At 50.5% G+C, this 13,897-nt stretch carries 16 protein-coding genes and 5 pseudogenes; 4 read left to right on the forward strand and 17 right to left on the reverse strand.

The window, feature by feature from the left end:
* Nucleotide 1: 1 nt before the first annotated feature.
* The 10 genes and pseudogenes from H8705_RS08710 to H8705_RS08755 form a co-directional block, all read right to left on the reverse strand.
* Nucleotides 2-550, reverse strand: coding sequence for an MT-A70 family methyltransferase (locus tag H8705_RS08710; RefSeq protein ID WP_215696661.1), 549 nt, complete (start codon nt 548-550; stop codon nt 2-4).
* A 10-nt stretch (nt 551-560) separates the two neighbouring features.
* Nucleotides 561-1,424 (reverse strand): VirB6/TrbL-like conjugal transfer protein, CD1112 family, encoded by an 864-nt coding sequence (locus H8705_RS08715; RefSeq protein WP_002604481.1) that lies wholly within the window; start codon nt 1,422-1,424, stop codon nt 561-563.
* Between the two features lie 73 nt (nt 1,425-1,497).
* Nucleotides 1,498-1,593, reverse strand: a pseudogene (locus H8705_RS13700) (Maff2 family mobile element protein); the annotation flags it as partial.
* An 86-nt stretch (nt 1,594-1,679) separates the two neighbouring features.
* Nucleotides 1,680-3,299 carry a recombinase family protein gene (locus H8705_RS08725; RefSeq protein ID WP_074754402.1) on the reverse strand — a complete coding sequence of 540 codons (1,620 nt, stop codon included), beginning with the start codon at nt 3,297-3,299 and terminating at the stop codon, nt 1,680-1,682.
* Between the two features lie 111 nt (nt 3,300-3,410).
* Entirely contained in the window at nt 3,411-3,599 is a 189-nt protein-coding gene (locus tag H8705_RS08730) for a transposon-encoded TnpW family protein (RefSeq protein ID WP_020995296.1), read from the reverse strand.
* 14 nt (nt 3,600-3,613) lie between these two features.
* Nucleotides 3,614-4,456 carry an ATP-binding protein gene (locus tag H8705_RS08735; protein ID WP_262395401.1) on the reverse strand — a complete coding sequence of 281 codons (843 nt, stop codon included), beginning with the start codon at nt 4,454-4,456 and terminating at the stop codon, nt 3,614-3,616.
* Nucleotides 4,453-5,211: a phage replisome organizer N-terminal domain-containing protein gene (locus H8705_RS08740; protein ID WP_021659606.1), complete on the reverse strand. Its 759-nt coding sequence runs from the start codon at nt 5,209-5,211 to the stop codon at nt 4,453-4,455. Before H8705_RS08740 ends, H8705_RS08735 begins: the two co-directional genes overlap by 4 nt.
* 112 nt (nt 5,212-5,323) lie before the next feature.
* Nucleotides 5,324-5,710 carry a cysteine-rich VLP domain-containing protein gene (locus H8705_RS08745; RefSeq protein WP_071431006.1) on the reverse strand — a complete coding sequence of 129 codons (387 nt, stop codon included), beginning with the start codon at nt 5,708-5,710 and terminating at the stop codon, nt 5,324-5,326.
* Complete coding sequence (locus tag H8705_RS08750; protein ID WP_262395402.1) at nt 5,700-7,325, reverse strand: relaxase/mobilization nuclease domain-containing protein; 1,626 nt, start codon at nt 7,323-7,325, stop codon at nt 5,700-5,702. The genes H8705_RS08745 and H8705_RS08750 overlap by 11 nt, the downstream gene beginning before the upstream one ends.
* Complete coding sequence (locus H8705_RS08755) at nt 7,297-7,695, reverse strand: plasmid mobilization protein (protein WP_002584975.1); 399 nt, start codon at nt 7,693-7,695, stop codon at nt 7,297-7,299. The genes H8705_RS08750 and H8705_RS08755 overlap by 29 nt, the downstream gene beginning before the upstream one ends.
* 396 nt (nt 7,696-8,091) lie before the next feature.
* Here H8705_RS08755 and H8705_RS08760 point away from each other — a divergent pair, with 396 nt between their 5' ends.
* Complete coding sequence (locus H8705_RS08760; protein WP_158024444.1) at nt 8,092-8,322, forward strand: hypothetical protein; 231 nt, start codon at nt 8,092-8,094, stop codon at nt 8,320-8,322.
* Between the two features lie 44 nt (nt 8,323-8,366).
* On the opposite strand, the gene H8705_RS08765 is transcribed toward H8705_RS08760, so the two are convergent.
* The 3 genes from H8705_RS08765 to erm(G) all read right to left on the reverse strand — a co-directional run bounded on the left by H8705_RS08765 (nt 8,367) and on the right by erm(G) (nt 10,108).
* Nucleotides 8,367-8,846 (reverse strand): MGMT family protein, encoded by a 480-nt coding sequence (locus tag H8705_RS08765; RefSeq protein WP_075704894.1) that lies wholly within the window; start codon nt 8,844-8,846, stop codon nt 8,367-8,369.
* A gap of 104 nt (nt 8,847-8,950) precedes the next feature.
* Nucleotides 8,951-9,148, reverse strand: coding sequence for a helix-turn-helix domain-containing protein (locus H8705_RS08770; protein WP_075704895.1), 198 nt, complete (start codon nt 9,146-9,148; stop codon nt 8,951-8,953).
* A gap of 225 nt (nt 9,149-9,373) precedes the next feature.
* Nucleotides 9,374-10,108 (reverse strand): 23S rRNA (adenine(2058)-N(6))-methyltransferase Erm(G), encoded by a 735-nt coding sequence (erm(G), locus tag H8705_RS08775; protein ID WP_014387027.1) that lies wholly within the window; start codon nt 10,106-10,108, stop codon nt 9,374-9,376.
* 166 nt (nt 10,109-10,274) lie between these two features.
* Between erm(G) and tnpA the strand changes: the two genes are divergently transcribed.
* The 3 genes and pseudogenes from tnpA to H8705_RS08790 all read left to right on the forward strand — a co-directional run.
* Nucleotides 10,275-10,691: an IS66 family insertion sequence element accessory protein TnpA gene (gene tnpA, locus H8705_RS08780; RefSeq protein ID WP_075704896.1), complete on the forward strand. Its 417-nt coding sequence runs from the start codon at nt 10,275-10,277 to the stop codon at nt 10,689-10,691.
* The gene (gene tnpB, locus H8705_RS08785; protein WP_075704897.1) at nt 10,685-11,032 is read left to right on the forward strand and encodes an IS66 family insertion sequence element accessory protein TnpB; all 348 of its coding nucleotides are present in this window, start codon (nt 10,685-10,687) and stop codon (nt 11,030-11,032) included. Before tnpA ends, tnpB begins: the two co-directional genes overlap by 7 nt.
* A 181-nt stretch (nt 11,033-11,213) precedes the next feature.
* Nucleotides 11,214-11,423: pseudogene (locus H8705_RS08790) on the forward strand (IS66 family transposase); the annotation flags it as partial.
* A 135-nt stretch (nt 11,424-11,558) separates the two neighbouring features.
* On the opposite strand, the pseudogene H8705_RS08795 reads toward H8705_RS08790, so the two are convergent.
* From H8705_RS08795 to H8705_RS08810, 4 genes and pseudogenes are all read right to left on the reverse strand, one after another.
* Nucleotides 11,559-11,687, reverse strand: a pseudogene (locus H8705_RS08795) (Maff2 family mobile element protein); the annotation flags it as partial.
* A gap of 67 nt (nt 11,688-11,754) precedes the next feature.
* A pseudogene (locus tag H8705_RS08800) lies at nt 11,755-13,020 on the reverse strand (VirD4-like conjugal transfer protein, CD1115 family); the annotation flags it as partial.
* A gap of 35 nt (nt 13,021-13,055) precedes the next feature.
* Nucleotides 13,056-13,247: a transposon-encoded TnpW family protein gene (locus H8705_RS08805; protein ID WP_087385489.1), complete on the reverse strand. Its 192-nt coding sequence runs from the start codon at nt 13,245-13,247 to the stop codon at nt 13,056-13,058.
* A gap of 122 nt (nt 13,248-13,369) precedes the next feature.
* Nucleotides 13,370-13,897: pseudogene (locus tag H8705_RS08810) on the reverse strand (AAA family ATPase); the annotation flags it as partial.

Genomic DNA, 13,897 nt, shown 5'->3' on the forward strand with positions numbered 1-13,897 from the left:
TTCAAACCTCCTTTCCGGCAAACCGTATGTCGCTTTTGATTTCATTTCCCCATACGTCCCAACCAGGGGTATGCTGCCTTGCAAACAGTTCAATACGCGGTAGGTCGCCCATAAGGGCAAGTATCTTTTCCTGCGTTATATCCGGCTTTTTGCTGTGCTGCTCAACAGGGGAAATAATAAATTGATGTACCTTGTTTGATTGTCGCTTCGGGTGTCCTTTGGTAGCAAGCAAGCAGATTTCCGCATTTCCTCGCGTCCAAAAGCCCAAGCCATAAAACCAAGTGGGCGATTTCCGATTTTGCTTTAACCATACAAAGGCAACGGATTTATAGGTAAATCCCCAAGCCTTGATTAACTGCAACGCTTCTTTAAGCTGCGGGAACGTCGCCCATAGGAATAAAATACAGTCCTTATCCGCAATTTCTTTGACGGGTAAAGCGCAAAGTTCCTCAATACTCATAGTGGGATAGTGCTTTTCCGCTGCGCCCTGTACCTTGCTTCTCGCGTATCTCCAAGGGGGATCGGCGTAAATGATTTTGTATTTCTTCATCTGCACCCCCTTAATGCGCGCTGAATACGGATTTTGCAAGGCTTCCCGTTTTGAAAAGCGTAAAACACAAGAGGACGGTATAGCCCATGCAAGACCAGATCGCGCCGGATATGTCATCGGTTGCTGCGATTGTCTGTATCAAAACCGCATAAATACCGACGCACACAAGAATTAGAAAAGCCTGAAAACCGAGGGCAAGCAAGGATTTTAAGTAGTTCTGTCCCATGCCGCCCCATTCACGATTTACCATTGTCGCAACGGGGATAGGGGCGATACTCGTTACAAGGTATATTTCAATCATGCGCCCGTACACCACCAGCATGATACAGATAGACAACGCTTTCATGGTAAGCCCCACAAAGAGTGATTGAAACCATAGCCCCAAAAGCCCGCCGACGCTCATAGCGTCCAGCTTTGCTTCTATATCGGTGATAACGGTTGCAATATCTATGCTTGTGTCGGATATGATAACGCCCGCGCTGTCGTTGACGACGCTCTGTGTAATGTCAAATACGCCCATGACGATGTTCCAAGTATTTGTTACCAGCAGCACCGCAACAAAGGTTTTGAAAATCCACTTGAAGAAAATCCAAGTGTCGAGATCGTGCAGATTGTTTTTCTCAATTACAAGCTGGATTAGTTCGTAGCACATGACAAAGGTAATGATAACGCCCGCAATCGGCACAATGACGTTTTCCGATAGGCTGCGTATCATATTGAATATGCCCGCGTTCCACCCGGCGGGGGTTGTGCCGACTTGCGTTGCGATTTCTCCAACCTCTGTATTTACGCTGTCGAACAGCCCGGAGAGATTAGAGAGTATTCCGTCTGTCAAAATGCCGCGAAACCAATCTTCAATCATCTGCCATATCAAAAGCTAATCCCTCCTTTCCCGCGCCCTCCCGCGTGAAGCGGGAGAGCGCGGCGGGTAGTGTTAGTTTGTGGCATTATCCAAACAGGCCGGAGAGCAGCGGGACAAGGGTAAGGCCGATAAGGGCAACGCCGCCGCCCGCCATCAACTGTTTCATGCCCTGCGACTTTGCTGATGTGCGATAAAGAAGTAATAGAAGTGTAAAAAATTTTGCCGTTCCTATCCGGCACTTGGCCATTGTGTCGGATAGGTCGGGCGTTAGGCTTCGGGCAAGTCAATTTTGCCGACAAAGCTGTAATAAATCTCAATGTCCTGCCTGCGGGTGCCGTTCTCGTCATAGCTGCACTCATGCACGACGATTTTCTCAATCATTTCCCGCAAGAGGGTGGGTGTCAATTCCTCAAAGGCAAGGTGCTTGCGGACAATCCCCATGAATTTCTCGGCGTTAACGGTGGCCGCCTGCGACTTGTCCAGTTCCGCCTGCAATGCGGCGGTGCGGTCTTTCAGTTCCCGCTGCTCCTGCTCATAGTCTGCCGACAGTTCCATGAAACGCTCGTCGCTGATTTTGCCGTTCACATTGTCCTCATACAGCCGCTTGATAATGCGGCTCACTTCGGCAATCCGCTCCTGCGCCTGTTCAAGCTGCTTGGTGGCTGCGGCGGTCTTTCTCTTGCCGCCGATTTCGTTCTGCTGGATCAGCAGCTTTACAAAACGGCTCTCGTGCCTGGCAGCATACTCCGTCACTTGCCGGAGATTGGAGAGGACACCGGCGGTCAGCAGGTCGGTGCGGATAAAGTGCGCCGTACAGTCGCGGGTGCGCTTCTTGTAGCTGCCGCAGATGTAACAGTCCTGCTTGCGGTTCTTGTTCTGATACCGCTGCTGGTACATCACATGGCCGCAGTCGGCGCAGAACAGCATACCAGAGAACAGCCCCACTTCGTCATAGCGGTTCGGGCGTTTGCGCTGCTTGCGTAACTCCTGCACACGCTCCCATGTTTCCGTGTCAATAATCGGCTCATGGTGGTTCTCAAAAATGGCCTGCTTCTCAATGGGATTTTCTACGCTGTGCTTGGTCTTGTAAGAGGGCTTTTCCGTCTTGAAGTTTACCAGACAGCCGGTGTACTCCCGGTTTTCGAGGATATGAACGACGGTGTTCGTCGCCCATTTACACTCATAGCCGGGGTGGTAGCGGCGTGTGCTGCCTGTCCTGCGGTATTCCAGCGTCCCCGGCGTGGGGATTTGCTGTTCCGTCAGCATACGGGCAATCTTGGTCGGGCCGTTCCCCGCAAGGCAAAGCTGGTAAATCTGCTGGACAACCGGCGCGGTTTCCTCGTCAACGATATAGTTCTCGTCCTCGTCCATGAGGTAGCCATACACCGGCTTGCTGGTAACGGGCTTGCCGCTCATGCCTTTTGCTCTTTTAACTGCCTTGATTTTCTTGCTCGTATCTCTCACCAGCCATTCGTTGAACAGATTTCGCAGAGGGGTAAAATCATTGTCCATGCCGCCGTTTGCGCTGTCCACATTGTCGTTGACAGCGATAAAACGCACGCCCTTTTGAGGGAACAGCATTTCCGTGTAAAACCCTACCTGCAAGTAGTTTCGCCCTAACCGGCTCATGTCCTTGACAATGACCGTACCAACTTTCCCGGCTTCAATGTCCGCAAGCATGGCTTGAAATCCGGGCCGCTGGAAGTTCGCGCCGGAATAACCGTCGTCGGTGTACCAGCGCAGATTGGTAAAGCCGTTCTGTTTTGCGTAGGTTTCGAGTATCCTTTTTTGGTTCGATATGGAATTACTCTCGCCTTGCAGCTCGTCCTCATGGGACAATCTCGGATAAAGGGCGGTAATGAGGTTTTGGGTGGCTTGTCTTAACATAAAATCCTCCGTTTCCGACAGCCAGCCCCACTATTCCGTGGTTTCATTGTACCACGGAACAGCGGGGGCTGTACAGCGGCAAAAGCGTTAAATTTGCTTCTTTACAGTCGGTCAAATTGCCGGTTTTTGCGTAGCAGCGGCTTCCGCTTCCAGTACCCGCGCCATTTTGTCGGCGGCGGTGGTCGTGGTATCTTTCTTGAAATAGCCGGACACGACAAGGACGGAATTGCCCATGCGGATTTCCGTCACGCAGTCGGGGCGGCGGGCGGTGCGGGTGTCGTGCTGCTTGTTATCTGCCATAGGCAATACTCCTTTCAGTCGGTAATCAGTTTCTTCATGCTCTCCATTTTCCGCTTGGCGGTTTCCTGCCGGAAGTTGTCGCCGGTAAAGCGTACCGGGACGCACATGGAAAGCAGCCGGTCATAAATCCGGGAATGGGCGGTGTCCTCCGGGTTTCGCAGGTCGTCCAGCGTGAGGTTGGTCGTGACGATCAGCGGCTTGCCGCTGCGGTAACGGCTGTCAATCACATTGAAAACCTGTTCCAGCCCGTAGTCGGTGCCGCGTTCCATGCCAAAGTCGTCAAGGATCAGCAGCGGATAGCGGCAAAGGCGGGAAATGTACTCGTTGCGCCCCTCAAAGCTGGCGGCAAGGTCATTGAGGATCAGGGCAAAGTTCGTCATGTGGACGGGGATTTCTTTCTCCATGAGGGCGTTTGCGATACAGCCCGCAAGGTAGCTTTTCCCGGTTCCTACGCCGCCCCAGAACAGGCAGCCGATATTGTCTGTCCGCATATCCTCCCAATGCTCCACATACCGGCGGGCAAGCCCGGCCTGCGGGTTCCTGCCGTTGTCATTCTCGAAAGTCCAGTCCCGCATGGCGGGGTCGGTAAAGCCCCGGCGTTTCAGTTCTTCCACGGTGTCAAGGTGCCTGCGCCGCTTTTCGGCGGCTTCCCGTTCCTCGCGGGCGGTTTTCTGGCAGTCGCACTCTGCCGGGTGGCGGTCGCGCCCGAAGATAGCGGCCTTATCCGGCGCAAAATAGGCTTCTTTCGGCTTGCGGCACTTGCCGCAGTACAGCAAACCGTCCTCGCCGGTGTAGTCCTCCGGCTCCGGGGCGGTGGTCGTCATATTCTCCAAAACAGCGTTGATTTCGTTCTTCATAAACTCTCGCCCTCCTTGCATGAGTAGTCTGGTATGCCCTTTTTCGGGGCTTTCTTGGCTGCGTCCTCCTGCGCCCATTTGTAGATTGTGGCGGCATGGCTGCGGTATCGCTTGCCGCTGGACGCGATATGGCAGGATAGCCGGTCAATGTAGTAGTTCCATTTGTCGGGCAGGTCTGCTTTCAGCCCGTCCAGTTCCGATTGCGAAAGAAAGACATTTTCATACCGGCCATAGGCGGCGCGGGCGGGCTGTCCCTTATCTAACTCTCGCTCTCTCTCTTTTTCTATCTCTATCTCTTTCTCTATCTCTATCTCTGGTGGACAAATGTCCGCTTGATATGGTGGACATTTGTCCGCCCCGGCCTTTGGCAAGGCTTTCTGCTCCTGCAAAGCCAGCCTTGCCCGCCGTTTCCGCTCCCCCTCGGTAGAGGATTGGCCGATCAGCAGTTCGATGTTGCTCATATACAGCGCGCCGCTTGGCAGCGGCTCCACAAGCCCCAGCTTCATAAAAATCTGCAAGGCTCGTTCTACGGTGCCGACTTGCTGGCGGGTAATGGTGGCAATCATCTGCGCGGTGTAGGGGATATTTTCATCAAGCTGCAACTTCCCGCCGTTTTTCAGCGATTTCAGGTACAGTTTCAAGAGAATGTTGGAATAGAGGATACCGTCCTGCATACTCTCCAGCAGCACGATAGCGTCCTCGTCAAAGTAATTCTCTTTCAGCTTGAGGTAGTAGTATTTTCGGTTGTCTGACATGGTTCCTCCTTTGGGTGGATTTGGGGCGTTTGTACGCATTTAGAACGCCGTTTCCGGGGGTAAAGGATAAATGTATCGCGTACCCTTTGACACCCACGAAAAAAGCCTTGATTTATGCGGGTTTGAAAGGCTCTAAAGCGTGACATCTCTGCCTTTGTTTCCGCTTTCTCTCGGCGGCTTTGATTTTCTTCATGCGTCCGGCGCAGTCGGGGCAGTATTTTCCCCGGTTGGATTTGGGGACAAATGCCGCGCCGCAGACCGCACACCGTTTCCGGCTCCCCCGGTACAAGAGGGCTGCGGCCAGCTCCCCGTCAAGGGGCAGGACAGCCACACGGAACCAGCGGCACATGAGGGAAAGGGAAATGCTCTGGACGCACACGCAAGGCTCCCCGTCGTCTAACAGCAGGCAGTTCCCCCCGTCATAGTTACAGCACTCATGTACCAGCCGCCGCGCCCGCCGGTGCTGGCGGTAGTCCATGCGGGGCAGCTTATCGCTCATGGATCTGCTCCTTTCTGCGGTGGGGTTCCTCCCGGCGCAAAATCTGGTCGATGTTCCGCTTGACGGTCTGCAACTCCTTGAACCGCTGTTTCTGTTCGTGATAGGTGTTATACAGGCCGTCTTTCTCGGAGATAAGCTGCTCGATCTCGGCCTGCAACGCTTTCCGGGCGGGCAGCTTGGTAATGCCATGCGCCTTGAAATACCGGGCGGCGGCTTCGGCTATGATAAAATCGCTCTCATTTGCCTGCCGGTAGGCGGCGCGGGCTTTTTCGGATTTCTGCGCTTTCAGCCCGTCACGGGCAGGCTTGGTCTTGGCATAGGCAAGTACCTGTTGCTGCAACTCCTTTTTCCCTTGTAGCTTCGTTTCCAGTGCTTTCAGTTCGCCGCTGGTCTGGCGCATTTCCTGATAGGCGGTATCAACGGCGGCTTCTAACTGCTCCGGGGAAGTAAAGCCGTATTCCTGATACACATTCAGCGTCGCGGCCATTTGTTTGAGGTTGTGCATGGTCGCCCAGCGTTCATAGCCCCGGCCTTTGCCCTCGGCTTTCTTCTGCTCAATGTCCACAAGCCGCTGCACGCCGTCTTGTTTCGGGGCGGCTATCTCGGCTCTGGCAACCTGCAAGCGGTCTTTTATGGTGCGTGGGGGATCGGGGGATCTGGCTGGCGCTTCGGCTGCTCTGGCGGCGTTTTGCTCTAAAACGGCAAAGACAGCGGCGCGGTCAAAATCGTCGCCCAGCTTCCGGGCGGTGATGGGCTTTGTCCTGTCCGGCGTGAGATAGGACAGCCGCCCCCGGCTCTCCTTGACGGTCACACCCTCCCGCAGCAGCAGAGAGGAAAACTCGTCAAAGCTGGCGGCGGTGGCAAGGGCTTTCCGTATGGTCTGCCGCAGCTTTTCCTTGTTCGTTTCAAACTTGGTCTGCCGGGGCGTGATACCATCGGCAATCATGGGGGCGTTCTGCTTGTCCAGCGCGGCTTGTCCCTTTTTCTGCGCCCAATACTCCCGGTCGGTGATGCGGTTCTTGCTGCCGTTCAAGAGGTCGATTTGGTAAAGCCCCTCCCGGTGGCACATCTCCATGACTTCGGATTTGAAGTAGCGCAGGGCAGCGTCGGTACATCGGTGCTTGCAGCCGGCTTTCGTGTCGGCTGGCCTGTCCATGTAGGGCAGGAACGGCACTTCCTCAATCCGCAGGCTGTTTATGACGATATGCACATGAATGTTGCCGCTGTGGTTATGCCCGTCCGGGTGGGTGCAGACAAGGGCTTGGTGGCCGGGGAAATGTTCTTTACAGAATTGCTCCCCCAACGCCTGCGCCCGGTCTACGGTCAGGCCGTTGTCCGGCCCGTCCCGCGGGTCAAAGCTGATGATGTAGTGGTGGCTTTTCACATCTTCCCGCCGCTGGTTTTTCTCATAGCGGAGATTGGCCCGCATACACGCAACGGCAAAATCCTCCCCGCCGCAGTTCAGCGTAGACAGCCGGTAGTCCTCGCGGGGGATAAGCCTGCCGGTTTCATCAAGGACGGGCTTCATGGTAAATTCGTCATGCTCAAAGAGCAGGTATTGTTCGGCGGCTCCGTAGTCGGCGTTTTTAGAGTTGATATGTTTGAGTGTTGCCAACCGCGTCACCTACTTTCTTTAAGACTTCATACTTGAGGGCGGCAAGGTCGGCTATGGCGGCGCGTACCTCGCCGGACAACGCATGATAGGGCGCGCCGTACTCGTTCAGATACCGGGCAATCTGGTTGAGGTTGCCGCCGATCCTGCCGTACTCGGCTGCGAGCTTCCCGACAGCGGAGAGCAGTTCGTCATTGACCGACGACACATGGAGTACGGGGCGTATGGTGGTACGCCGGATCGCCTGCCGGAGAAATTCCGACTGGCTGATACCATAGGGCGCAAGCCGCGCTGTGAAGTCGGCGTATTCATCTTCGGTCAGCCGGGTTTTCACAACGCGGCTGCGGTGGGGTGTGTTGTATTTTTTTCGCATGGTCGTGACCTCCTTTCTTGCCGCATGAGCGCGGCGGGGATAAGCGGCGCAAGCCGCATAGCAGGGTTTGGGGAAGGCACTCCCCAACAAGTTTCCCGCGAGGGGCAAAACCGCAGAATTGCGGATTTTGGCACCGTGGTAGAAACTTGCTCTAAGTAAGCCGCAGACTGGCCCTGTCCGGGCTTTTCCGTACATAGAGCGAACAGGGCGGGGCTTTCAGCCCGCTGTTCGCTGCCTTTTTTCTTTCGCCAATATTACTCCGCAGAGGGGCTTTGCTACCCGCTGGCTGCGCTATTTTTCTTTTCCGCTAAAGATACATTTGAAAAGCCGTCAGCTACCCGCTGGACAGAGATTTTTCAAAATTTCTTTTGCCTTAGTAATCCGGGAACGGGGATTTTGGCAACCGGCGGGACAGAAAAATTTTGCTTTCACTTCCTACAACGGAGAGATTTTGAAAATGCCAAATATCCGGGCGGGAAAATTTCTCCCCTCATTTACTACTACAACCGGCAGGGGGCAAAATGGCCGGGAGCCAGAACGGGCAACAAAAAAAGCAGCAAATCTTTTTCAGACTTACTGCTTTCGCTGGTCGCCGGTGGCGGCTGGTATTCAGTTTTGAAAGTTTAGGGCTGGCTGGTATGACGATAACGCGTTTAGCAAATAAAAACTTCTCATCTCAAATCAAAAAGAATACTTTCATAGTCCTTTACAAAATACTTTATATTTGTGCGTCCTTTCTGAATAATTGTGTGGCCTTCCGCTTCCAACTTTTCCTTTTGTGCCTCTACACCGCCGGGATATTTTGCGTTCAATTCCCCGTTTGCCTTTAAGGTTCGCCAATACGGGGTTTCATCTTCAGAACGCTGGTAACTCGCCCATGCTGCAATAGATACAAAAATCCCGGCTGTAATAGGCTCTGTGAAATCCGCTCCATTCAGTTTAGCAAAATATTCACGGATTTTTCCGACAGTGATTACTTTGCCATAAGGAATTAGTTTCATCACTTTATCATATTCGATTGGTGGGGCAAAATACATTCTGCTTCCGCCATATTTCTCAATGCTTTTCTGGTCGGTAATAATCTGAAATTTAGGCATATCCTTGCTATCATGTAGCATGGCATTAAAATCTTTTTTATCTTCATTCGCCATCTCTCAACACCTCCTGCCTTAATTATAGTGGAGCAGATTATTCCATGCAATGAGACGGTTTGAAAATCAGCTTGATTTTTTTCTTGTCTGACATTGGATATAACTCAACGGTCAAAGCGAAATTTGAACAGCGCGGCAATGAGCCGCTGCTTCACATAGTCCTCCACCTCGGAGTTGACCTGTCCGTTTATTTTGGAGAAGTAGCGGATATATCCGGCGTAGTGGGAAAGAACCGTGTCGATTGCGTCCGGGTCGCCCTCATGGGCTTTAACGATTGTTTCATAGGGGAGAAGTTTACTCATGGTCGTTTCCCTCCATGAGCTGGCTGGAGAGGACAGAATGAATGTCATTTGAGTACGTCCGTTCTCGGAAACATATCCACTTCGCTTTTGGCACTATCGGTATACGGGAACATATCCAATCTCTCTCTGGAATGTATACCATACTTTTAAAAGGCAGAATAGCATTTTAACTTATGCTACCCTACCTATAACTAAACATTTACAGTTGCATGTGGCCTATTGTTTTTAGCCGTTAAATATTTTATAACTATTAAATAGCGATACAAATTGTTCGAAACTAATATTGTTTATATCATATATTCTCGCATGTTTTAAAGCTTTATTAAATTGATTTTTTGTAAACAGTTTTTCATACTCTTTGTTAACCCATTTCATTACAAAAGTTTCATATTTTTTTCTCTCTTTAAATGCCATTTTTGCTGGCTTTCTTTTTAATACAATTAATGCGCTATCCACTTTAGGTTTTGGATGGAAATAATACCTAGGAATTTTTGCTAATATAGAAATATCTACCTCTGCCATTAACAGCAATGCTAGTGATCTGTTTGTATCTAATAACCTTTTAGCAAAACCATATTCCACTATTAAATAACTTATTGTGGCTGAACTTTCAAAAACAATTTTTCGAATTATATTTGTGCTTATGTTGTAAGGTATGCTGCCAAATATTTTATATGGATTGTGGCTAGGAAATGTAAATTTCAGTATATCATCATTTACTATTTGATAGTTAGGATAATTTAAGAGCTTATTACGAGTTACCTCACATAATTTAGAATCAATTTCTATCGCCGTAACAAAATTACATCTCTTTACCAATTCAGCAGTAAAATGACCTTTCCCTGCACCTATTTCAAAGATGTTATCTTTTTCATCTAAACTTATGCAATTCATTATTTTTTCTATGTGATATTTTGAAGTAATAAAATTTTGACTATCTTTTATATTTACTTTGTTCATTATAACCTCTCCTTAAAGGTAAGCGCCTAATATAAGGGTATCTGTTCGCTTGGTCATATATTTGCCATAATAGTAGTAATCACATATGCCAGCATTTTACTCTATGATCCGGCGCTAGGATCTAGCAGTAAGCAAGCATTTTACTACAATTATGGAGGTTACATTTATGCAGACAGAAAGACGAACTGCCGATGAGCAATACCGGCTCATCATGGAATGTCGCAGCAGCGGACTAAGCGATTTTCAGTGGTGCAACGAGCACGGGATCAAACCCGGTACATTCTACAACTGGGTCAAGCGGCTTCGCAAAAAATCCTGCTATGATATTCCGCCGGCAACAGGCCGGGGAGGCTATAAGCCTTCGGAACAACAGGATGTTGTCAAACTTGAAATCGTTGACCAGCCTGTTCTGCACGAAGAGACACCACAGCTTTTAAGCGTGCTTCCGGATCATACGGATACAAACTGTATGGAAGCAACTGCTGAGATCAAACTCGGCTCCGCCCTGATCAGGATTTCAAATGATATAGATCCGGCACTTTTAGCACAGATCATCCGGTCTGTGGGAGGTGCATCATGCTAGGCGACATTACAGCTGCAACAGATATTTATATCATTTGTGGCTACACCGATATGAGAAAATCAATCGATGGTCTGTGCGCCATCATCAGAGACCAGCTTCACTTTGAACCGGAGCATACCACCGCGCTCTACCTTTTCTGCGGCAGACGCAATGACAGGATAAAGGCACTCCTTCATGAGAATGACGGTTTTGTGCTTTTATATAAACGCCTCGATCATAACACCGGAAAATACCGGTGGCCACGTAACCGTGACGAGGTGAAAACCATTACATGGAGGCAGTTTGACTGGCTCATGTCCGGTCTTGAGATCGAGCAGCCAAAGGCAATAAAAAGTGCCTGAAACGCTTGATTTTTCTAGGCTTTTGCACCTGTTTATGGTACAATAGAAGTATCAAAAAACGGAGCAGAAGACCATGCCTTCAGGAGTAAAAGATATCCAGCTCTTAGAGCTTAAGGATACAATCTCACAACTGAATAAAACAATCAGCACTCAGAACGAACTCATAAGTTCATTGCAGAAGATGCTGGAAGAACGCAATGCGAAGGACAGTGAAAAAGACCTTCTGATCGCGAATCTCCAGTCTCAGCTTGCGTATCTTAAGAACAAGGTCTTTGGCTCAACCAGTGAAATACGCCATGACCAGCTGGACGGACAGCTGAATCTGTTCGGTACACCCGTCGGTGATGAAAAGCCTGCGGAAGTGATCGAACCGGAAGTGATCAGCGTCAAGGGGTATACCAAAGAGCGGAAACCCAAGGCAACCTATGATGACAAGTATAACTCTGTGCGCTCCATTTGTAAACATTTTTTTACGGATATAGTAGGACTGTCTATCAAATTTTTCTGTGTTTCTTTACGACACATGAGCATTCGCGCCGGGGTTATCGTTGCCGTACCCCTCCATGAGGTTAATGCCGCCCCAAATGCCAAGTCCTGCGCCAAGCGCGATTACCAAAGTCTGCAATACGTCAACTGCGCTGTTGAAAAAATCCATATAAACCTCGCTTTCTGCCGCTAAAACGGCTCAAAAAATGTTGTTGGAAATAAAAATGCCGCCGTTTTTATTCGGCGGCTGCGTCCTCGTCGGACAAATCTATTTCGTATATGTCAAAGGGTTCGTCGGGCTTTACGATTGCCGGACGGGTGGACATATACCGTTCAACGTCAAAAGCGTTTTTCTTGTCGAAGTCGGAAAGGTATTTGTAGTTCGGGTGCTGCGTTATATCGTACTTATCGCTGAAAAAGGGGCGCACGCCGCGCAACTGCAAAATACATTTTCCTCCGTCCATAACTGCGATTTCGTCCTGTGTCATCAACTCCTTTCCCAATTTCTGATAATTGAGGCCATGAGAAACCTGCGTGCCGCGATTTTCGGAAGTGTTGAAACTGTCGATTGTTTCACGTCCCAAGTTCTCCGAAATATCCTTTGCATTTTTCCCGCGCCCTCCCAAAAACAAGGTGCTGTCGGCATTGTCAAGTATGATTTCTGCCGCGTCCTTGTAAATGGCTTTTAGCTGGCTCTGCGATTGCAGAATGATAGAAGCCGAGATTTCCCGGCTGCGGATTGTGGCAATCAATTTTTCAAACTGCGGGATTTGTCCAATGTTTGCAAACTCGTCTAACAGGCAGCGAACATGAACCGGCAGCTTGCCGCCGTATTCGTCGTCGGCCTTGTCGCACAAGAGATTAAATAACTGCGATTGCAGCATAGCGATAACAAAATTAAACGTGCTGTCCGTATCGCTCATAATCAAAAACAAAGCTGTTTTTCTGTCGCCTAACGTGTCAAGTTCTAATTCGTCGTAGGACATAAGATCGCGCAATTCCTTTATATCAAAAGGAGCGAGCCTCGCACCGCAAGAAATGAGGATTGATTTTGCGGTTTTGCCCGCCGCCAATTTATATTTTCGGTACTGCTTCACCGCGAAATGGTCGGGGTCGCGTTCTTCCAAGTCGGCAAACAGCAAATCGACGGGGCTTTGATATTCCTCGTCGTCCTCGCGGGCTTCGCTGGCGTTGATAAGTTCCAACAGGGTAATAAAGTTCATTTCCTCGGCGGGGGCTTCGTACCAGATGTAGCCCACCAACGCGCAATACAAAAGCCGTTCTGCCTTTACCCAAAAATCCTCCGCGCTTTTTTCTCCCTCACCTTTGGTATTCGCTATCAACGTATTTACCAGCTTCAAAATATCTTTCTCGCTGCGGATATACACAAAGGGGTTGTAGTGCATAGATTTTTTGAAGTTAATCGTATTCAGTACCTTAATGCGGTAGCCCGCCCGTTGCAGCAGCTTCCCGCACTCAATCAAAACCGTACCTTTCGGGTTTTGTCAATAAGGAACAAGAAAAAAGTATCTTGCTTTTAAGCGGTTTCATCGCCGCTGTCGTTCTTGATAAGGCGCACAACCTTGTCCGTAAAGGTTTCCCGGCTGGTTTCGCTGAAATGGATATGAATGTCAAAGGTCGTGCCGCCGATGTTCTTCACAAGGTCGGGTTTGGCGGTCAGAGGGGAAGCGGCTGCGGGGGCGCTGGTCTTGCTGGTTTCATTGTTCATAGGCTGCTCCTTTCTATGAGAAAAGCCCCATGCGGCAGCACATGGGGCGGTGGTTGAGGGTTGAAGTGGCGAAGTGGCAAAGTGGCAAGGTATCTGGGTTTTGCCACTTGGATTTTGCCACTTCATTTTTTGAGGGCGTGATACCATGCCGCGCCGATGCGCTTTGAGGTAATGCGCCCGTCAAGGTTTTTCTTTGCCGCCCGGACGGTACGGGCAGAAATCCCGGCTTCGGCTGCGGCCTTATCAATGTCCTCGCTGGCAAGCTCTTTTCCGTCTGCAAGTAAATCAAGTATCAGCCGTTCCGCCTGTTCGGTCTTGGTGGCGGTGTTCCCGCCCGCGCCGGACAGCAGCTCGTCGGCGGTAATGTCATACTCGCCTATCCATGAAAAGCCTGTTTCCGGGTCAAGGCAAAAGGCAACGGGCTTGCCCTCCGGCGCAAGGGAAGATTTGTCATGGACGATAACACGCACATTCGGCTCCCGCTTCACGCGCCCGATCAGCAGGACGCTCCTTGCTGCGGCGCGGAAGTCGATAGAACCTAAGCCCCGGTATGCGCTCTGCCCTCCGGCAGCTTTGTTCAAGTGTCCGATAAGGATAACGGCGCACCCGGTACGCTCGGCAACATCGGCAAGGCGGCGGAACATGGGGCG

Source organism: Youxingia wuxianensis, assembly GCF_014385085.1.
Taxonomy (GTDB): domain Bacteria; phylum Bacillota; class Clostridia; order Oscillospirales; family Ruminococcaceae; genus Youxingia; species Youxingia wuxianensis.